The organism is Variovorax sp. PDC80, from assembly GCF_900115375.1.
Classification (GTDB): domain Bacteria; phylum Pseudomonadota; class Gammaproteobacteria; order Burkholderiales; family Burkholderiaceae_C; genus Variovorax.
Genome location: NZ_FOWG01000004.1, coordinates 121523 through 139836 on the forward strand (window position 1 = coordinate 121523; position 18314 = coordinate 139836).

General features: G+C 69.1%; 23 protein-coding genes. 14 read left to right on the top strand and 9 right to left on the bottom strand.

All coding sequences use genetic code 11. The features are described from left to right. Window positions 1-29: 29 nt before the first annotated feature. On the top strand, window positions 30-1406 hold the full coding sequence (locus BM109_RS13975) for a sensor histidine kinase (RefSeq protein ID WP_371268816.1): 1377 nt from the start codon (window positions 30-32) through the stop codon (window positions 1404-1406). Here BM109_RS13975 and BM109_RS13980 read toward each other — a convergent pair. From BM109_RS13980 to gstA, 5 genes are all read right to left on the bottom strand, one after another. Beyond that, the gene (locus BM109_RS13980; protein WP_093343642.1) at window positions 1403-1807 is read right to left on the bottom strand and encodes an SMU1112c/YaeR family gloxylase I-like metalloprotein; all 405 of its coding nucleotides are present in this window, start codon (window positions 1805-1807) and stop codon (window positions 1403-1405) included. The genes BM109_RS13975 and BM109_RS13980 overlap by 4 nt on opposite strands. Then, window positions 1804-2277 carry a GNAT family N-acetyltransferase gene (locus BM109_RS13985; protein ID WP_093343643.1) on the bottom strand — a complete coding sequence of 158 codons (474 nt, stop codon included), beginning with the start codon at window positions 2275-2277 and terminating at the stop codon, window positions 1804-1806. The genes BM109_RS13980 and BM109_RS13985 overlap by 4 nt, the downstream gene beginning before the upstream one ends. Beyond that, entirely contained in the window at window positions 2274-2759 is a 486-nt protein-coding gene (locus tag BM109_RS13990; protein ID WP_093343645.1) for a RidA family protein, read from the bottom strand. The genes BM109_RS13985 and BM109_RS13990 overlap by 4 nt, the downstream gene beginning before the upstream one ends. A 45-nt stretch (window positions 2760-2804) precedes the next feature. Continuing rightward, window positions 2805-3908 (bottom strand): alkene reductase, encoded by a 1104-nt coding sequence (locus BM109_RS13995; protein WP_093343647.1) that lies wholly within the window; start codon window positions 3906-3908, stop codon window positions 2805-2807. A 502-nt stretch (window positions 3909-4410) separates the two neighbouring features. Continuing rightward, the gene (gstA, locus tag BM109_RS14000; RefSeq protein WP_093343648.1) at window positions 4411-5019 is read right to left on the bottom strand and encodes a glutathione transferase GstA; all 609 of its coding nucleotides are present in this window, start codon (window positions 5017-5019) and stop codon (window positions 4411-4413) included. A 177-nt stretch (window positions 5020-5196) separates the two neighbouring features. Between gstA and BM109_RS14005 the strand changes: the two genes are divergently transcribed. The 10 genes from BM109_RS14005 (at window position 5197) to BM109_RS14045 (ending at window position 13456) form a co-directional block, all read left to right on the top strand. Beyond that, window positions 5197-5382, top strand: a complete 186-nt coding sequence (locus BM109_RS14005) for a DUF1328 domain-containing protein (protein ID WP_057591813.1) — start codon at window positions 5197-5199, stop codon at window positions 5380-5382. After that, the gene (locus BM109_RS41200) at window positions 5382-5531 is read left to right on the top strand and encodes a hypothetical protein (protein WP_177239341.1); all 150 of its coding nucleotides are present in this window, start codon (window positions 5382-5384) and stop codon (window positions 5529-5531) included. Before BM109_RS14005 ends, BM109_RS41200 begins: the two co-directional genes overlap by 1 nt. Before the next feature lie 28 nt (window positions 5532-5559). Beyond that, window positions 5560-6444, top strand: a complete 885-nt coding sequence (locus BM109_RS14010; RefSeq protein ID WP_093343650.1) for a transglutaminase-like domain-containing protein — start codon at window positions 5560-5562, stop codon at window positions 6442-6444. A 170-nt stretch (window positions 6445-6614) separates the two neighbouring features. Then, a complete protein-coding gene (gene mnmG / locus BM109_RS14015) occupies window positions 6615-8567 on the top strand; it encodes a tRNA uridine-5-carboxymethylaminomethyl(34) synthesis enzyme MnmG (protein WP_093343651.1) in 1953 nt (650 codons plus the stop codon). Further along, complete coding sequence (gene rsmG / locus BM109_RS14020; protein WP_093343653.1) at window positions 8564-9202, top strand: 16S rRNA (guanine(527)-N(7))-methyltransferase RsmG; 639 nt, start codon at window positions 8564-8566, stop codon at window positions 9200-9202. Before mnmG ends, rsmG begins: the two co-directional genes overlap by 4 nt. A gap of 147 nt (window positions 9203-9349) precedes the next feature. Further along, window positions 9350-9964, top strand: coding sequence for a LysE family transporter (locus BM109_RS14025; RefSeq protein ID WP_093343654.1), 615 nt, complete (start codon window positions 9350-9352; stop codon window positions 9962-9964). A 9-nt stretch (window positions 9965-9973) separates the two neighbouring features. Beyond that, the gene (locus BM109_RS14030; protein WP_093343656.1) at window positions 9974-10891 is read left to right on the top strand and encodes a ParA family protein; all 918 of its coding nucleotides are present in this window, start codon (window positions 9974-9976) and stop codon (window positions 10889-10891) included. Between the two features lie 42 nt (window positions 10892-10933). Then, window positions 10934-11482 (top strand): RBBP9/YdeN family alpha/beta hydrolase, encoded by a 549-nt coding sequence (locus tag BM109_RS14035; protein ID WP_093343658.1) that lies wholly within the window; start codon window positions 10934-10936, stop codon window positions 11480-11482. Next, complete coding sequence (locus tag BM109_RS14040; protein WP_093343659.1) at window positions 11482-12444, top strand: ParB/RepB/Spo0J family partition protein; 963 nt, start codon at window positions 11482-11484, stop codon at window positions 12442-12444. Before BM109_RS14035 ends, BM109_RS14040 begins: the two co-directional genes overlap by 1 nt. 106 nt (window positions 12445-12550) lie before the next feature. Continuing rightward, window positions 12551-13456: a CsgG/HfaB family protein gene (locus tag BM109_RS14045; RefSeq protein ID WP_093343661.1), complete on the top strand. Its 906-nt coding sequence runs from the start codon at window positions 12551-12553 to the stop codon at window positions 13454-13456. A 91-nt stretch (window positions 13457-13547) separates the two neighbouring features. On the opposite strand, the gene BM109_RS14050 is transcribed toward BM109_RS14045, so the two are convergent. Then, window positions 13548-14972 carry an FAD-binding oxidoreductase gene (locus tag BM109_RS14050; RefSeq protein ID WP_093343662.1) on the bottom strand — a complete coding sequence of 475 codons (1425 nt, stop codon included), beginning with the start codon at window positions 14970-14972 and terminating at the stop codon, window positions 13548-13550. A 212-nt stretch (window positions 14973-15184) separates the two neighbouring features. Here BM109_RS14050 and BM109_RS14055 point away from each other — a divergent pair, with 212 nt between their 5' ends. The 3 genes from BM109_RS14055 to BM109_RS14065 are packed head-to-tail and all read left to right on the top strand — an operon-like array spanning window position 15185 to window position 16688. Further along, window positions 15185-15694 (top strand): DinB family protein, encoded by a 510-nt coding sequence (locus BM109_RS14055; protein ID WP_093344156.1) that lies wholly within the window; start codon window positions 15185-15187, stop codon window positions 15692-15694. 12 nt (window positions 15695-15706) lie between these two features. Beyond that, on the top strand, window positions 15707-16288 hold the full coding sequence (locus BM109_RS14060) for a cob(I)yrinic acid a,c-diamide adenosyltransferase (protein WP_093343664.1): 582 nt from the start codon (window positions 15707-15709) through the stop codon (window positions 16286-16288). A gap of 31 nt (window positions 16289-16319) precedes the next feature. Continuing rightward, complete coding sequence (locus BM109_RS14065) at window positions 16320-16688, top strand: hypothetical protein (protein ID WP_093343665.1); 369 nt, start codon at window positions 16320-16322, stop codon at window positions 16686-16688. 16 nt (window positions 16689-16704) lie between these two features. Here the strand turns inward: BM109_RS14065 and BM109_RS14070 are convergent, their stop codons facing one another. The 3 genes from BM109_RS14070 to BM109_RS14080 all read right to left on the bottom strand — a co-directional run bounded on the left by BM109_RS14070 (window position 16705) and on the right by BM109_RS14080 (window position 18211). Continuing rightward, on the bottom strand, window positions 16705-17343 hold the full coding sequence (locus BM109_RS14070; RefSeq protein WP_093344157.1) for a GDSL-type esterase/lipase family protein: 639 nt from the start codon (window positions 17341-17343) through the stop codon (window positions 16705-16707). Between the two features lie 107 nt (window positions 17344-17450). Next, window positions 17451-17798, bottom strand: coding sequence for a DUF6176 family protein (locus BM109_RS14075; protein WP_256222572.1), 348 nt, complete (start codon window positions 17796-17798; stop codon window positions 17451-17453). Continuing rightward, window positions 17795-18211, bottom strand: a complete 417-nt coding sequence (locus BM109_RS14080) for a VOC family protein (RefSeq protein WP_093343667.1) — start codon at window positions 18209-18211, stop codon at window positions 17795-17797. Before BM109_RS14080 ends, BM109_RS14075 begins: the two co-directional genes overlap by 4 nt. Between the last annotated feature and the right edge of the window lie 103 nt (window positions 18212-18314).

The following is an 18314-nucleotide window of genomic DNA, read 5'->3' on the forward strand; positions in this document are numbered from 1 at the left end:
AAAGCGAGAGCGAAGCAGCGCACGCGCGCATCGCGCCCAGGCCGCCGCGCGCGGTGTCCACGCTCACGCGGCGTGTGCTGCGCAACGTGCTGGTGCCGCTCGCGCTGAGCTGGATGGTGGGCGCGGTGATCGCGCTGGTCATCGCCAACTACTTCTCCGAACAGGCCTTCGATCGCGGCATGCTCGACGACGCCTATGCGCTGTCGGCCAACGTGCAGGCGGGCGAGCGCGGCATCGAGCTGCTGCTCACGCCACGCGAGGTGGCGACGGTGCTGTTCGACCAGATCGACAAGGTCAACTTCTCGGTGCAGCGGCTCGACGGCACCTTGATCTCGGGTGCCGACGACCTGCGGGCGCCACTGCCCGTGGGCGGCGCGCGCTATCGCTTCTCCGATGTCACCTACCAGGGCAAGCCGATGCGCGCGGTGGTGCTCGAGCACGATGCCGAGCCCGGTGTCGCGATGCCCTATCGCGTGGTCATCGCGCAGACCACGCTGAGCCGCACGGCGCTCGTGCGGCAGCTGCTGGGCTATGCGCTGGCGCCGCAGGTGCTGTTGCTGATGTTGCTCGCCGTGTGGCTCTGGCATGGGATCCGCAGCGATCTGCGGCCGCTCGGCGACCTGCAGCAGGCGCTCGATCGGCGCGACGTGCGCGACCTCTCGCCGGTGACGGTGGTGCAGACTTCGCGCGAGCTGCAGCGGCTCGGCGAAGCGGTCAATGCGCTGTTCGAGCGGCTGGGCCACAGCGTGCGCGGACAGCGCGAATTCGTGGGCAACGTGGCGCACGAGCTGCGCACGCCGCTCGCGGGCATCCGTGCGCTGGCCGATTACGGTCTCGCGCAGCAGAAGCCCTCGGTGTGGCGCGAGCAGCTCGAGCAGGTGGCCAAGAGCCAGGAGCGCGCGAGCCACCTGATCGACCAGCTGCTCGCGCTCGCGCTGGCCGACGAGGCCAGCACCAGCCTCGAGACCGCACCCGTGCGGCTCGATGCGCTGGCCGAGCAGACGGTGCTGCGGCACCTCGCGCGCGCCGATGCGCGCGGCGTGGACCTGGGCGCGCGCGGCCTCGACGACAGCGTGACGGTGCAGGCCAACGAGGCGCTGGTCGAAGGCATCCTCGACAACCTGATCGACAACGCGTTGCGTTATGGCGGGCGCACCATCACGGTCGAGGTCAGCGGCGAAGTGCTCAGCGTGATCGACGACGGACCCGGCATTCCGCTCGATGCGCAGCGGCTGTTGATGCAGCGTTGGGCACAGGGCCCGGCGGGGCAGAAGCTGGGGCAGGGCTCGGGGCTGGGCCTGTCGATCGTGGCGCGCTATGCCGAGCTGCTGGGCGCTGAACTGCGGCTCGAGGCGGCCGAGCCGACGGGCCTGAAGGTCAGCGTGGATTTCACGCGCAAGGGCTAGGGCGCGGCCTCGTAGAGCTCGAGCGGCAGTCCGTCGGGATCAGCGAAGAAGGTGAAGCGCCGGCCCGTGTATTCGTCGACGCGGATCGGCTCGACGGCAATGCCCTGCGCCTCGAGCGCCTCGGCCGCGGCGCGCACGTCGGGCACCTCGAACGCGAGGTGGCGCAGCCCGCGCGCCTCGGGGCGCGAGACGCGCGGCGGCGGATCGGGAAAGGAGAACAACTCGATCTGCGAGCCGTCGGGCAGCGCGAGATCGAGCTTGTACGAATGGCGCTCGGCACGCAGGTGTTCGGCGACGATGCGCAGGCCCAGCACCTCGCTGTAGAAGCGCTTCGACACCGCGTAGTCGGAGCAGATGATCGCGGCATGGTGGATGCGCGCGAGCTTGGGCGTGGCGTTCATCGCAGCGCCTTGCGCAGGAAGACGCGCGTGCGGTTCTCGAGCACCAGGCGCCGGTATTCGACATAGCCGATGCGTTCGTAGAGCGCGCGGTTCTCGCTCATCTTCTCGTTGGTGAACAGGTAGATCGAATCGAAGCCCTGGCGCAGCGCCTCGCGCTCGGCGAGCTCGAGCAGGGCGCGGCCCGCGCCACTGCCCTGGTGCTTCGGTTGCACCGCGATCACGTCGATCAGGAAGCCTTCGTCGGTGATGTCGAGCACGAGCGCGGCCGCGATCTCCGTGGTATCCACGACATCGGCGGCGACCCACACCTGTTGCAACTCGATGGCGCTTGCGTAGTCCTTGCGCATCGGCAGCGGCACGATCGGCAGGCGCGGCAGGTAGATGCTGAAGGCGGCGATCGCGCAGTCGCGGATCGCGTTCGCATCGTCCGCTTCGGCGCGGCGCAGGCTCCAGCGTGGCGCTTCGCTCATTCGGCGATCTCCACCTCGGCCTCGATCTCCACCGGGATGTTGAACGGCAGCTCGGCCATGCCGACCGCGCTGCGCGCATGCGCGCCGACCTCGGGCCCGAAGAGCTCGAGCACGAGGTCGGAGAAGCCGTTGATGACGGAAGGCTGGCGGTCGAAGCCCGGGGCCGAGGCGACCATGCCGAACACGCGCGTCCAGGCCGTGATGCGGTCGAGGTCGCCGAGCGCGCGCTGCAGGCTGCCGAGCATCGCGAGCGCGGTGAGGCGCGCAGCCGCGTAGCCCTGTTCCACGTCGAGCTCGCGCCCGAGCTTGCCCAGCGGCGCGGCGATGCTGCCGTCGGCATTCAGCGGGCCGTGGCCCGAGACGAAGGCGCGCCGCCCGACGATGCGCACGAAGCGAAAGGGCAGCACCACGCCCGGTGGCGGCTGGACGGCGGGCGGAAGGACGAGGCCGCGCGCGGCCAGCTGGTTCTCGATCTGCGACATGGCGCAACGGTACCCGAAAGCACCGCGCGCCGGTCGCCCGCGGGCTCAGGCCAGCGCGGGGTAGTCGGTGTAGCCCTTGGCGCCGCCGCCGTACAGGGTGGCCTTGTCGAGCTCGTTGAGCGGCGCGTGCTCGCGCAGGCGGCGCACCAGGTCGGGGTTCGAGATGAAGGGCTTGCCGAAGGCCACGAGGTCGTCGCCTTCCTTCACGGCTTCCTCGGCGAGCGGGCGGTCGTAGCCGTTGTTGACCATCCAGGCGGCCTTGCCGCCGGCGTCGCGGTAGGCGGCCTTGAGCGCCTCGTAGTCGAAGGGCCGGTCGGCGATCTCGCGCGGGCCGCCGGTGGCGCCTTCGATGATGTGGACGTAGGCTAGGTCGAGCTTGGCCAGTTCCTTCACCACGTAGGTGAACAGCGGCTGCGGATTGCTGTCGTGCACGTCGTTGGCGGGCGTGACCGGCGACAGGCGGATGCCGGTGCGGCGTGCGCCCACGGCGTCGGCCACGGCGCGCGTGATCTCGAGCAGGAAGCGCGCGCGGTTCTCGATGCTGCCGCCGTAGTCGTCGCTGCGCTGGTTGCTGCCGTCCTTGAGGAACTGGTCGAGCAGGTAGCCGTTGGCGCCGTGGATCTCGACGCCGTCGAAGCCCGCGGTCTCGACCGCGTTGCGCGCGGCGGTGGCGAAGCCGTGGACGATGCCGGGGATCTCCGCGGCGTCGAGTGCGCGCGGTTCGGAGGTCTCGGTGAAGGTCGGCACGCCGTCATGGATCAGCACGGTCTTGGTCTTGGCGGTGATGGCCGATGGCGCCACCGGCTGGCCGTTGTCGGGCTGCAGGCTGGTGTGCGAGACGCGGCCCACGTGCCACAGCTGCACCACGATCTTGCCGCCCTCGGCATGCACGGCGTCGGTCACCTTCTTCCAGCCGTCGAGCTGCTCGGTGCCGTAGAGGCCGGGCACGTCGGCATAGCCCTGGCCCTGCTGGCTGATGGCGGTGGCCTCGGTGATCAGCAGGCCGGCGCTCGCGCGCTGCGCGTAGTAGGTGGGCGCGAGCGCGGTCGGGATGGCGTTGGGCGAGCGGTTGCGCGTGAGCGGCGCCATCACGATGCGGTTGGCGAGCTTCAGGTCGCCGGCTTGGACGGGGTCGAAAAGGGTGGACATGGCCGAGGCTCTTTGGGAAGTGGAATGGAAAAAGAAGGTGTGAACAGCGAACGCAAGCGCAAGGGTAGGGGCGGGGCCTCAACCCTGCTGCCACGGGGTTGTAGTCTTGGTGCTAGGGCCTGTTAACACGATCCAAGGGGTCGCGAAGCTCGCCAAGGCCCGCCCATCAAGGCGCGTGACGCCGCGTGTGCGTCCGCACACGCAAGGAGCGCAACGCGGAGGGGCGGGCCTTGGCGAGCTTCCCTCCGGGTTGCCCCGCAAAGAGGCCGTCTGCGGCGTTGCCCGCGCTTGCAAGGCATCAGCCTTGCTGCGCGCGGGCGCCTTGCATCCAGCCCCTTTGCGGGGCAACGCGACCCCTTGGATCGTGTTAACAGGCCCTGGGCGATGCGGCGGTGCAAATGCAATCGGGTGGCATTGCGCGGGTGGCCCGCCAAAAGCAAACGGCCGGCGAGGTGCCGGCCGTTGGGGGCGAAGCGCGATGGTGCGCCCCGGTGGTGCTGGATTACTTCAGCAGGCCTTCGGCCTTCATCGCTTCCTGCACGGCGGGACGCTCGCTCACGCGCGCGCGCCAGGCCTGGATATTCGCGAAGCCCGCGAGGTCCACGCCGGTGGGCTTGGCCCAGTTGGTCACGGTGAACAGGTAGCCGTCGGCCACGCTGAACTGGTCGCCCATCAGGTACTGCTTGTTCGCGAGTTCGCCGTCGAGCCAGGTGAAGCGCGAAGTGAGCTTGTCGCGGCTGATGGTCTTGGCTTCCTCGGGCATGGCCGGGTTGAACAGCGGGCTGAAGCCCTTGTGGATCTCGGTGCCGATGAAGGTCAGCCACTCCTGCAGGCGGTAGCGCTGCAGGGTGCCGGCGGCGGGCGCGAGGTTCTTGGTGGGCACGAGGTCGGCGATGTATTGCAGGATCGCGGGGCCTTCGCGCAGGCGCGTGCCGTCGTCGAGTTCGAGCATCGGCACGTAACCCAGCGGGTTGATGCCGTAGTAGTCGGTGCCGTCCTGCAGCTTGTGGCTCTTGGTGCTGGCGAGCACCGGTTCGAAGGCGAGGCCGGCTTCGTGCATCGCGATGTGCGGCGAGAGCGAGCAGGCGCCCGGCGAGTAGTACAGCTTCATGCGAAAAACTCCAATCGATCGTTGAAATGGTTCTTTGGAACGCACCGGATGCTAGCGGGTTTGGGCGGCGCGGGTTTGTCCTACGGGTGCTTGGGCTCGGTGACTATCGGGGCGTAGCGCACCCTTTTTTATTCTTCGGGCACCGAGGGCTGCGACCCGCGGCAAAGGAGTCACTCGATGTTGAAGTACGCCATCATCTTTGCGGTCATCTCCCTGGTGGCCGGCCTGCTGGGTTTCGGCGGCATCGCGGCGGGCGCCGCGGGCATTGCCAAGGTGCTGTTCGGCCTGTTCCTCATTCTGGCCGTGATCTTCATCGTGCTTGCCGCGCTGGGCGTGGGCGCGGTGAAGAAGGCGCTCGACTGATGCACCGGCACCGGTCGGTGCGCTGGCCGCGCACGCGCTCGCTGCGCCTGCTGCTGCAGAGCCCCGCGCATTGCGTCCTGCGGGTGCTGCTGGTGACGCAGACGCACTGGCAGTTGCCCGAGCACCGTTCGCGCCGAAGGCGCGCCTGAGCCAGGCGAAGAAGGGAAGGGAAGCCACATGCACATCTCGCACATCGAGGCGCAGCTGGACTACGAAGTCAGCGCGCCGGCCCATCTGCTGCTGAACATCGAGGCGGCCCGAGCGGGCGCGCAGGCGGTGATCCGCGAGTCCCTCACGATCGAGCCGGCGGCCGAGGTGCAGGTCTTCTGCGACGAGGCCAGCGGCAACCGTTTCCTGCGCTTCGACGTGGCGCCGGGCCCGCTGAAGATCGCCTACACCGCGACCGTGCAGCGCACCCAGGTCGACGTGCCGCACGACCTGCCCGAAGTGCCGGTCAACGAAGTGCCCGACGAGGTGCTGCACTACATGATGCCGACGCGCTACTGCGAGTCGGACCTGATGGCGCGCTGCGCCTACCAGCTCTTCGGCGACCTGCCGCCGGGCATCGGCCGCGTGCAGGCGATCGTCGACTGGATTCACGACAGCATCACCTACGAGTCGGGCAGCACCGACTCGACCACCACGGCACGCGAGGTCTTCGTGCAGCGCGCCGGCGTGTGCCGCGACTTCGCGCACCTGGGCATCACTTTCTGCCGCGCGCTCAACATCCCGGCGCGGCTGGTCGTGGGCTACGTGGCCTTCGAGGAACCGCCGCAGGATTTCCATGCCGTGTTCGAGGCCTGGCTCGGCGGGCGCTGGGTGTTGTTCGACGCCACGCGCATGGCGCCGGTCGACCGCCTGGTGCGCGTGGGCACCGGGCGCGATGCGAAGGACGTGGCCTTCTGCACCATCTTCGGCAGCGTGAGCATGCGCGACAAGCAGATCGTGGTGACCGAGCTGCAGGACCAGAGCGTGGCGCCGCCCGTGGAACCGCCGGCCAGCGGCGCGCTCGTGGGCATCGAGAAGCCGGTGCCGGTGGTGGAGCTGGCCACCTCCGCTTGACCCCAGATAGTTTGCTATTAAAAACATAGCAAACTATCGAGTCCCATAGAGGCTTGGCGGACTTTTAGAGTCGCACGACCAGCTTGCCCCCACAGTGGGCGCGAGCAGGGTGGGCCGATTAAAATCATGGCCCTCCTTTGCGCCGCGCATGCGTCAGTGCGCCCCCTCTCATGCTTTATCCCGAAGAATTCGACGTGATCGTCGTCGGTGGCGGCCATGCCGGCACCGAAGCCGCGCTCGCTGCCGCCCGCATGGGCGCGAAGACGCTGCTGCTGTCCCACAACATCGAGACGCTGGGCCAGATGAGCTGCAACCCCTCGATCGGCGGCATCGGCAAGGGCCACCTGGTGAAGGAGGTCGACGCGCTCGGTGGTGCGATGGCGATCGCCACCGACGAGGCCGGCATCCAGTTCCGCATCCTCAACTCGAGCAAGGGCCCGGCCGTGCGCGCCACGCGCGCCCAGGCCGACCGCGTGCTCTACAAGGCGGCGATCCGCCGCCGGCTCGAGAACCAGCCGAACCTGAGCCTGTTCCAGCAGGCGGTCGACGACCTGATGGTCGAGGGCGATCGCGTGGTGGGCGCAGTCACGCAGGTCGGCATCGCCTTCCGCGCGCGCACCGTGGTGCTGACCGCGGGCACCTTCCTCGATGGCCGCATCCACGTCGGCCTCGACAACTACCAGGCCGGCCGCGCGGGCGACCCGCCGGCCGTGAGCCTGTCGGCGCGTCTCAAGGAGCTCAAGCTGCCGCAGGGCCGGCTCAAGACCGGCACGCCGCCGCGGCTCGACGGCCGCAGCATCGACTTCTCGAAGTGCACCGAGCAGCCCGGCGACGGCATGCCCGGTGGGGCAGGGCCGATGCCGGTGTTCAGCTTCCTCGGCAAGGTCGAGATGCATCCGCAACAGATGCCGTGCTGGATCACGCACACCAATGCGCGCACGCACGAGATCATCCGCTCGGGCTTCGACCGCAGCCCGATGTTCACCGGCAAGATCGACGGTGTCGGTCCGCGCTATTGCCCGAGCGTCGAGGACAAGATCAACCGCTTCGCCGACAAGGACAGCCACCAGATCTTCCTCGAGCCCGAGGGCCTGACCACCAACGAGTACTACCCGAACGGCATCTCGACCAGCCTGCCTTTCGACATCCAGTACCAGCTGGTGCGCTCGATGCCCGGGCTGGAAAACGCCCACATCCTGCGTCCCGGCTACGCGATCGAGTACGACTACTTCGATCCGCGCGAGCTCAAGAGCAGCTTCGAGTCCCGCGCGATCCAGGGCCTGTTCTTCGCCGGGCAGATCAACGGCACCACGGGCTACGAAGAGGCGGCGGCCCAGGGCCTGTTCGCCGGCATCAACGCCGCACTGCAATGTCGGGGCGAGGATGCCTGGCTGCCGCGCCGCGACGAAGCCTACCTTGGTGTGCTTGTCGACGACCTGATCACCAAGGGCGTGACCGAGCCCTACCGCATGTTCACGAGCCGCGCCGAGTTCCGGCTGCAGCTGCGCGAGGACAACGCCGACATGCGCCTGACCGAAGCAGGGCGCAAGCTGGGCCTGGTCGACGACGTGCGCTGGGATGCTTTCAGCCGCAAGCGCGACGCTGTTTCACGTGAAACAGAGCGGCTCAAGTCGATCTGGGTGAACCCGCGCAACCTGCCGGCGACCGAGTCGGTGCGGGTGCTCGGCAAGGCGATCGAGCACGAATACAACCTCGCCGACCTGCTGCGCCGGCCCGATGTGAACTACCAGACCCTGATGTCGCTGGACGGCGGCAAGTACGGCGCTGAGGCTCAGCTCAGCGAAACCGAGATCGAGCAGATCGAGATCTCGGCCAAGTATTCGGGCTACATCGAGCGCCAGAACGACGAAGTGGAGCGCGCCGCCCACTTCGAGAGCCTCAAGATGCCGGCCGATTTCGACTACGGCCAGGTCAAGGCCCTGAGTTTCGAGGTGCGCCAGAAGCTCGCGAAGCACAAGCCCGAGACCTTGGGCCTGGCCTCGCGCATCTCGGGCGTGACGCCGGCGGCCATCTCGCTGCTGCTGATCCACCTGCGCAAAGGCGGCCACAAGGCCTTTTCCGCGACCAAGGAAGCAGCCACCGAGCCGCAGTCGGCCGAATGACGGCGACGATCGAACGGCTGCGCGTGGGCGCAGAGACGCTGGGCGTGGCCTTGTCCGAGCGCCAAACCGAGCAACTCACGGCCTACGGCGCGCTGATGCTCAAGTGGAACAAGGTCTACAACCTCACGGCGCTGCGCGACCCCGACAGCGTGCTGACCCACCACCTGCTCGACAGCCTCGCCGTGATTCCGCCGCTGCAGCGCGAGTGGGCAGGGCAGGGCGAGCTGCTCGACGTGGGATCGGGGGCAGGATTGCCGGGCGTGGTCATCGCGATCCTGCGGCCTGATCTCGACGTGACCTGCCTCGATGCGGTCGCGAAGAAGATGGCTTTCGTGCAGCAGGTGGCCGGCGAGCTGGTGCTGCCCAACCTGCGCGGGCTTCACGCCCGGGTCGAAAAGCTCGAAGGCCGCTTCGACCTGATCAGCTCGCGCGCCTTCGCGTCGCTGCCCGATTTCTTCTCGGGCTCCTCGCACCTGCTGGCCGAGGGTGGCAAGTGGCTCGCAATGAAGGGCAAGAATCCGGCCGACGAACTCGTCGGACTGCCCGCCGAAGTCGCGGTGTTTCACGTGGAACAACTGACCGTGCCCGGCCTCGACGCCGAACGTTGCATCGTCTGGGCACGAAAACAGGCCTGATCCGTGCCCGGCAAGACGGCGGCACCCGTCGTCTTGCCAAAAGAAACGCGCGGGCCGCGCAAAACCGGCCGTTCGGCCAATCGCCGCGCCACCTGCCTCGCTTAGACTCGACGGCTCCCCTTTCCCTCTTTCCACGAGGCAATTCCCATGTTCGGCATCGCTGACTACGGCGCGTTCGTCGTCGCCATCATCCTGTTCCTCCTGATTCCCGGCCCGGGCAACCTGGCGCTGATCACGTCGACCAGCAAAGGCGGAATTCGCGGCGGCCTGGCGGCGACCCTGGGCGTGATTGCCGGCGACCAGGTGTTGATGTGGGCCGCGGTGGCGGGCGTGTCGGCCGTGCTGGCCACCTATCCGACCGCCTTCAAGGCGGTGCAGTGGCTCGGCGCCGGCTACCTGGCCTGGCTGGGCTTCAAGATGCTGCGCGCCAAGCCCGGTGCCGCGCCCATCCTCAACATCCGCCCGCGCCACTTCATGCGGCAGGCGCTGATGATCACCTTGCTGAACCCCAAGGCGATCGTGTTCTACATGGCCTTCTTCCCGCTGTTCGTCGACCCGGCCAGCCACCAGGGCGTGGTCACCTTCGGCGCGATGGCGGTCACGATCGCGGCGCTGACCTTCCTCTACGGCCTGACCTCCACCTTGCTGACCCACTTCCTGGCCGAGCGCATCCGCGCCAATCCGCGGATCTCGGGCGTGCTCGAGAAGCTGGCCGGTGTCTTCCTGATCGCCTTCGGCGTCAAGCTCGCCGCCTCGAACTGATCCTCCTCCATGGCCAAGATTTTCTGCATCGCCAACCAGAAGGGCGGCGTCGGCAAGACCACCACCACCGTCAACCTCGCCGCCGGCCTGGCCAAGGTGGGCCAGCGCGTGCTGATGATCGACCTCGACCCGCAGGGCAATGCCACCATGGGTTCGGGCATCGACAAGCGCCAGCTCGAGACCACGGTGTACGACGTGTTGCTCGAGTCGGCCTCGGTGGCCGAGGCGCGGGTCAAGGCCGACAAGCTGGCGGAGGGCGGTTACGCCTACGACGTGCTCGGCGCCAACCGCGAACTGGCCGGTGCCGAGGTCGAGATGGTCGCGCTCGACCGCCGCGAGAAACGCCTGCGCACCGCGTTGGCCGCGGTCGGTGCCGAGTACGACTTCGTGCTGATCGATTGCCCGCCGAGCCTGAGCCTGCTGACGCTCAACGGCCTGTGCGCGGCGCATGGCGTGATCGTGCCGATGCAGTGCGAGTACTTCGCGCTCGAGGGCCTGACCGACCTGGTCAACACCATCAAGCAGGTGCACGCCAACCTCAACAAGAACCTGCAGATCATCGGCCTGCTGCGCGTGATGTTCGATCCGCGCATCACGCTGCAGCAGCAGGTCAGCGAGCAGCTCAAGGCCCACTTCGGCGACAAGGTGTTCGACACCGTGATCCCGCGCAATGTGCGGCTGGCCGAAGCGCCGAGCTACGGACTGCCGGGCGTGGTCTTCGATCCGGCGGCGCGCGGCAGCCAGGCCTTCATCGCCTTCGCCGAAGAGCTGATCGCGAAGATGCCGCCCGCGAGCGCCTTCGCTTCGGGCGCGGTGGCGCCCAGCACGCCGCCGGCACCGGGCCGTACCTCGCCCGACCTGCCGATTCCCGAGGACGTGCTGGCACCGGTCGGCGAACCCAAGTCCAGCAGCGAAAACAACGTCTGACCCTTATCCAGTCTATATAGCTAGCTATAAAAATAATAGCAAATGAGCGTTGAACCCCGCGTCCTCCTGCTGCCTGGCTGGCAGAACAGCGGCCCCGGCCACTGGCAGACCCTCTGGGAAGAAAAGCACCACGACCACCGCGTGGAACAGCATGAATGGATGCGGCCGCTGCGCGGCGACTGGTCGGCGCGGCTCGAGGAGGAAGTGCTGGCTTCGCCCGGCGACGTGGTCTTCGCCGCCCACAGCCTGGGCTGCATCCTGGTGGCGGCCTGGGCCGCTCATTCGCGCCACACCGCGCGGGTACGCGGCGCGCTGCTGGTCGCGCCCGGCGACCTCGAGCGCGAGGACGTGCGCCAGATGATCCCGGGCTGGGCCCCGATCGTGCGCCAGCCGCTGCCTTTTCCCGCCGTGCTGATCGCGGCCAACGACGACCCGTATTGCGAGGCCGCCCGCTCGCGCCAGATGGCGAGCGACTGGGGCGCGCGCTTCGTCGACGCTGGCGCGCGCGGCCACCTCAATGCCGAATCCGGCCTGGGCGACTGGCCCGAGGGCCGGCAACTCCTGAACGACGTGTCGAAAGAAAAGAACTGATGGCGACCAAGAAACCCAAGGGCCTGGGCCGCGGCCTCGAAGCGCTGCTCGGCCCGACGGCCGCCCCTTCCAGCGACAACGCCGGCGACGGCAGCTCCGGCGAGAACGGCGCGCCGCAGAACCCCAACAGCCTGCGGCTCGACCAGATGGTGGCCGGCGTCTACCAGCCGCGCACCCGCATGGACGAGGGCGCGCTCTACGAGCTGGCCGAGAGCATCAAGGCGCAGGGGATCATGCAGCCGATCCTGGTGCGCCGCCTCGACGAGGAGTCCGCGGCCGCCAAGAACGCCGAGTTCGAAATCATCGCGGGCGAACGCCGCTTCCGTGCCGCCAGGCTGGCCGGCCTCGAGAGCGTGCCGGTGCTGGTGCGCGACGTGCCCAACGAGGCCGCCGCGGCGATGTCGCTGATCGAGAACATCCAGCGCGAGGACCTGAACCCGCTCGAAGAGGCCCAGGGCTTGCAGCGCCTGGTCAGCGAGTTCGGCCTCACGCACGAGGCCGCCGCCCAGGCCGTGGGCCGCTCGCGCAGCGCCGCCAGCAACCTGCTGCGCCTGCTCAACCTGGCCGAGCCCGCGCAGGCGATGCTGATGGCCGGCGACATCGACATGGGCCACGCACGCGCGCTGCTGTCGCTGGACCGCGGCACCCAGATCACGGCGGCCAACCAGATCGCCGCCAAGAAGATGTCGGTGCGCGAGGCCGAGGCGCTGGTGAAGAAGCTCGCGGCCGAATTCAGCCTCACGGCCACGCCGCGGCGCAGCGGCCAGACCGGCGAGAAATCGCGCGACCTCGAGCGGGTCGAGGAAGAACTGGCCGACCTGCTGACCGCCGAGGTCGAGGTGCGGATCAAGAAGCGCAGCAAGCGCGGCGGCAAGATCGAGGAGAGCGGCGAGCTCGCGATCCACTTCGGCTCGATCGATGCGCTCAACGGACTGATCGAGCGGATCCGCCGAACGGCCTAAGCCGCTTCGCGGCGTCCTCCGACGTCCGCTTGATTGTTCCAGTCATCCATTGCGCGTATCCTCGCCGCAGCTTTTTTCCACCCGATCTCGCCAGAGGGAGCTCTCCATGAAGTTCATCACCACCCGTTTCCCTTTCGCGGCCGTGGCCGTGGGCGCGTTGCTGCTCACGGGCTGCGCCACCACCGACATGCAGATGGGCAGCCAGTCGGCCAAGACCATGGCCACCGGCAGTGCCGCCGGCGGCGCCACCTCGGGCGAGAGCAGCCAGCTCGAGCGCTGCGAATCGCCGCTGGGCACCGTCTCGCTGATCGAGAACGTCAACGCGGGCTGGTACACCATCCTCACGGGCGAATACCGCCTGCCGCCTACTGCAAACCTGTTGCGTTTGCTGGTGCAGCAGTCGAACTGCTTCGTGGTGGTCGAGCGCGGCGCGGCCGGCATGAACGCGATGACGCGCGAGCGTGCGCTGCAGCAGTCGGGCGAGATGCGCGGCGGCAGCAACTTCGGCCGCGGCCAGATGGTGGCGTCGGACTACGGCCTGTCGCCCGAGATCGTGTTCAGCAACAGCGATGCGGGCGGCCTCGGCGGCTCGCTCGGCGGCCTGGTGGGCGGCAACCGCGGCCGCGCGCTGGCCGCGATCGGCGGCAGCATGCAGACCAAGGAAGCCTCGGCGCTGCTGACCCTGATCGACAACCGCTCGGGCGTGCAGGTCGCGGCTTCCGAAGGCAGCGCCTCCAAGACCGACTTCGGCGCCTTCGGCTCCATCGTCGGCCGCAGCGCCGGCGGCGGCCTCGGCGGCTACACCAACACCGCGCAGGGCAAGGTGATCGCGGCGGCCTTCATGGACGCGTTCAACCAGATGGTCCGTTCGCTGCGCAACTACAAGGCGCAGACGGTGCGCGGCCAGGGCCTGGGCGGCGGTGGACGCCTCGGCGTGGACGGCGGCGCGGCACCGTCGCAGACCTACGTGCCGGCCGAGCAGCCGCAGCAGCCGGCGCGCCGCCGCAAATAATCGAGTGCAGGGCCTTCGGGTCCGCCCAGCAAAAAACCCGGGGCTTCTCGCGAAGCTGCCGGGTTTTTTTTCAGACGCGCGGGACGCGCGCTCAGAGCTGGAAGATCTTGCCCGGATTCATGATGTTCTTCGGATCGAGCGCGCGCTTGATCGTGCGCATCATGTCGATCGCGCCGGCACCGGCCTCGGTCACCAGGAAGTCCATCTTGTGCAGGCCCACGCCGTGCTCGCCGGTGCAGGTGCCCTCGAGCGCGAGCGCGCGGCTCACCAGCGCGTGGTTGAGCGCCTCGGCCTTCACGCGCTCCTCGGGCACGTTCGGATCGAGCAGGTAGCCGAAGTGGAAGTTGCCGTCGCCCACGTGGCCGACCAGGAAGTAGGGGATGCCGCTGGCATCGGCCTCGGCCACCGAGTCGAGCAGGCAGTCGGCCAGGCGCGAGATCGGCACGCAGGTGTCGGTCGAGATCACGCGGCAGCCCGGGCGCGACTGCACCGCGGCGAAGTAGCTGTTGTGCCGCGCGGTCCACAGGCGCGTGCGTTCTTCCGGCGTGCTGGCCCATTCGAAGGCATTGCCGCCATGGCCGCTCGCGAGTTCCTGCACCGTCTCGGCCTGCTCCTTCACGCCCGCGGGCGAGCCGTGGAACTCCATCAGCAGCATCGGTTCCTCGCGCAGGTTCAGCTTGGCGTAGGCATTCACCATGCGCACCGTGTTCACGTCGATCAGTTCCACGCGCGCGATCGGCACGCCGAGCTGGATGGTCTCGATGGTGGTGCGCACGGCGGCCTCGATGCTCGGGAACGAACAGATCGCGGCCGACACCGCCTCGGGCAGCGGATAGATGCGCAGCGTGATCTCGGTGACCACGCCCAGCGTGCCCTCGCTGCCCACCATCAGGCGCGTGAGATCGTAGCCGGCCGAGGACTTCTTCGCGCGCGTGCCGGTACGGATCGTGTCGCCGGCGGCCGTCACCACCTCGAGCGCCAGCACGTTCTCGCGCATCGTGCCGTAGCGCACCGCGTTCGTGCCGCTGGCGCGCGTGGCCGTCATGCCGCCGATGGAGGCATCGGCGCCCGGGTCGATCGGGAAGAACAGGCCGGTGCTCTTGATCTCCTCGTTGAGCTGCTTGCGCGTGACGCCCGGCTGCACCGTGACCGTGAGGTCGTCGGCATTGACCGACAGCACGCGGTTCATGCGCGACACGTCGATGCTGATGCCGCCCTGCACCGCGAGCAGGTGGCCTTCGAGCGAGGAGCCCACGCCGAAGGGGATGACGGGCACGCTGTACTCGCTCGCGAGCTTCACGGCATCGGCCACGTCCTGCGTGCTCTCGGCGAACACCACGGCCGAGGGCGGCGGTGCATCGAACGAGGACTCGTCGCGACCGTGCTGCGTGCGCACCGCGAGCGCCGTGGAACAGCGTTCGCCGAAGCGGGCCTTGAGCGCATCGATCAGCACTGCCGGCACCTCGCGCAGATGAAGCTCCGGCAGCAGATGCGAGGTCGAGGTCGGGGCGTTCATCGGAGGTCTCCTGGCTGTGGAAGAGGGGGAAAAGAGGGGCGGGGGCGAACGGACCATTCTACGAAGCGGGGCGCGAATCGGCATCGGGCCGATCCCCGTACGGCAGTCGGCCGAGGGGGTTAAGCGGCCGTGCCCGGGACGCCGATGCCGCAAAATCCTCCTCCCGCTTTTCTCCGCGGCCCGCGATGCACGGGCCGCGTGCCGCGATGACCATCGATCCCACGACCCTGCAGGCACTGGCCGCCTTTCCGGCCCAGCTCGAAGCCCACTACGCCGCGATCCCCGCCGCTTCGCGCGACTTCGCGCCGGCCTCGTGGGAGGGCGTGCCGAGCGAGCCCTTCACGCCGCTGCAGCAGGTCTGCCATGTGCGCGACATCGAGGTCGAGGGCTACCACCTGCGCTTTCGCCGCACGCTCGACGAAGAGGGCCCGGTGCTGGCCTCGATCGACAGCGAGGCCGTGAACGCGCAGCGCCCCTACGGCGCGGCCGATGCCGAGCGCGCGCTGGTCGAGTTCCGCGCCGCGCGCGCCCACACGCTGGCGCTGCTGGGCACGCTCGATGCCGCGCAGTTCGCGCGCACCGCGGTGTTCGAAGGCTATGGTCCGCTCACGCTGCGCAGCCTGGTGCACTATCTGTGCAGCCATGACCAGCAGCACCTCGCGGGCCTGCAATGGCTGCGCGGCAAGATCGAGGCGCAGACCGCCTCCACCACTTCGGCATAGGAACGACACACCATGGGCAACCGACTCTCGCAGATCGCCACGCGCACCGGCGACGACGGCACCACCGGCCTCGGCGACAACACGCGCGTGCCCAAGGACCACCTGCGCGTGCACGCCATGGGCGACGTCGACGAGCTCAACTCGCACATCGGCCTGCTGCTGTGCGAGCCGCTGCCCGAGGCGGTGCGCGAGCTGCTGGTGGACGTGCAGCACCAGCTGTTCAACCTCGGCGGCGAGCTCTCGATGCCCGGCTATGCGTTGCTCAAGCCCGAGGCCCTGCTGCAGCTCGACAACGCGCTGGCCGACCACAATGCCACGCTGCCGCGGCTGGCCGAATTCATTCTGCCGGCCGGCACCCGCGGCGCGGCGCAGGCCCATGTGTGCCGCACCATCGCGCGCCGCGCGGAACGGGCCGTGGTCGCGCTCGGCGCCACGGCCACGGTCAACGACACGCTGCGCCAGTACCTCAACCGCCTGAGCGACCTGCTGTTCGTGCTCGCGCGCGTGCTCAACCGCGTCGATGGCGGCGACGACGTCTACTGGAAGAGCGAGCGCATGGCGCGCGCCGCGGCCGCGGGCGACGAGCCCGCGTGACGATGAACCCGACGTTTCGAGGAGATCTCCGATGACCCTTCGTCCTCACTTCCGCTTTGCGGCCGCCGCGTCGCTCGCCGCGCTGCTGCTGCTGCTGCTGCCGGCCGCCGCCGTGCAGGCCCAGAGCGCCGACAACCCGCCGCGCGCGCAGCGCGCCCACACGCTCAAGCCGCCGCCGCGCGACAGCAAGGTGATCGGCGGCGTGCAGCGCGGCACCAATGCAGCGGGCCGCGGCATCGATCGCGCCGACGATGCCACGCGCCGCGGCGTCGACAACGTGTCGCAGCGCGCGAGCCGCCCGGTGCGCAACGTGGGCGAGGCCTTCGGCCGCAAGCTCGCGCCGGGCTCCAGCGGCCGCACCGCACCGCCGCCGGTCGGACCGCAGGGCAACGCGCCCTGAGGCGCGTCGGGGCCGTTCAGCGCCAGCCGGCCTTCTGCAACTGCTCGGCGATCTGCTGCGCGATCTTCTCGTAGCCCTGCGCATTCGCATGGATGCGGTCGGAGCGCAGCGCGGGATCGGACAGCACGCCCGCATACACCGCCGGGATCAGCAGCGCCTGCTCGGCGGTCGCGACCTCTTCGTAGAGCGGTGCATCGCTGAGCGCGCCGATGGTCGCGCGCAGCAGTTCGGGCGCGGGCGTGGCGATCAGCGCCACGCGCGGCGTGTGCGTGCGCGCCTGGCGCACGATCGCCGCGATGTTGTCGCGCGTGGTCTGCAGCGGCACGCCGCGCAGCATGTCGTTGCCGCCGATGCCCACCAGCACCGCGTCGTAGCTGTCGGCCGCGAGCAGCGCGTCGAGCCGCTTCAGCGCGCCCGCCGAGGTGTCGCCGTTGATGCCTTCGTTGACCACCTGCCAGCCCGTGAGCGTCGCGAGCCTCGCGGGCCAGTCCTCGCCGGGCGGCGCGCCGTAGCCGAAGGTCAGGCTGTCGCCCAGCGCGAGCAGCTTGGCATCGGACTTCAGGGCCGGCTCCGAGGCCTTGCGCCGGCCGCAGGCGGCGAGCGTGGAGGCGGCGATGCCGCCGGCGAGGAGCTGCAGCAGGTGGCGTCGGTTCATGCGTGGGTAGGCGAAAGTGAAGGCGGGCGCCAGCATAGCGGCGCATTTCGCGCGCGCCTGAAAGACCGTACCGGGTCTGGCGGCAACCGGGCAGGGTAGGAGGGCGGTCAGCGACGCAGGTCCACCAGCGCCTCGAGCCGCTTCACTTCAGCCCAGGTCTCGCGCTTGAAGGCCTGGTGATAGCGATCGATGGCCTCGGTCGACTGCGTCGCGACCTGCCGCGCCTTCTCGTGCGAGGCGGCGCGCATGTAATAGACGAGGAAGTCGCCCTCGCTCCCGCTGTCGAGGAACACCGACTCGATGGTGACGCCTTCCGCGGCGAGCGTTCGCAGTGCGTCTTCGCGGTGCTCGGCGATGTAGCGGGCCCATGCGCGCACGCGCTCGAGCGAGCCCGGGTGCAGGCGCACGCGCGCGCAGACGGCGCTGTCCGCGGGCGGCAGTGCGGCCTCGCTCAATCGTTCGCCTCGTCGCCCGTCGCCACCGCGCGCTCGCGCAGCTGGAACACATTGCCCTCGGTGTCGTGCCCGTCGCAATAGCGATGACCGCCGAACGCCCATTCGGCCTCGGCCGGCTTCAATGCGCCGCCGTGCTCGGCGGCCGCGCGCCGCGCATCGCGCAGGCTCTCGACCGGAAAGACGAACTTCAGCGCCGTGTTCTCGCGCCGCACCGGCGGCTGCGACACATGGACCCGGGCCGCGATGTCGCCATGCATCGCGACCACGAACAGCTGCAGCGCGGGCGATTCGAGGGTGCTGAATCCGCCTTCGGCATGGGCGAGCGACAGGCCGGCGACGCGCGTGTAGAACGTGCTCAGGCGCGTCACGTCCTTGGCGTAGACGACGGCTGCCGCGACGGTGTGTTCGGTCATCGGACCCCTCGGTGTGTGGTTGCTGCGTTCGGGTTTGGCTGGGTGCCGGGCGGCATTCTGCCAGCGCTCCCGCGCGAGTCTGGTGACCGGACGTGACGCGTGT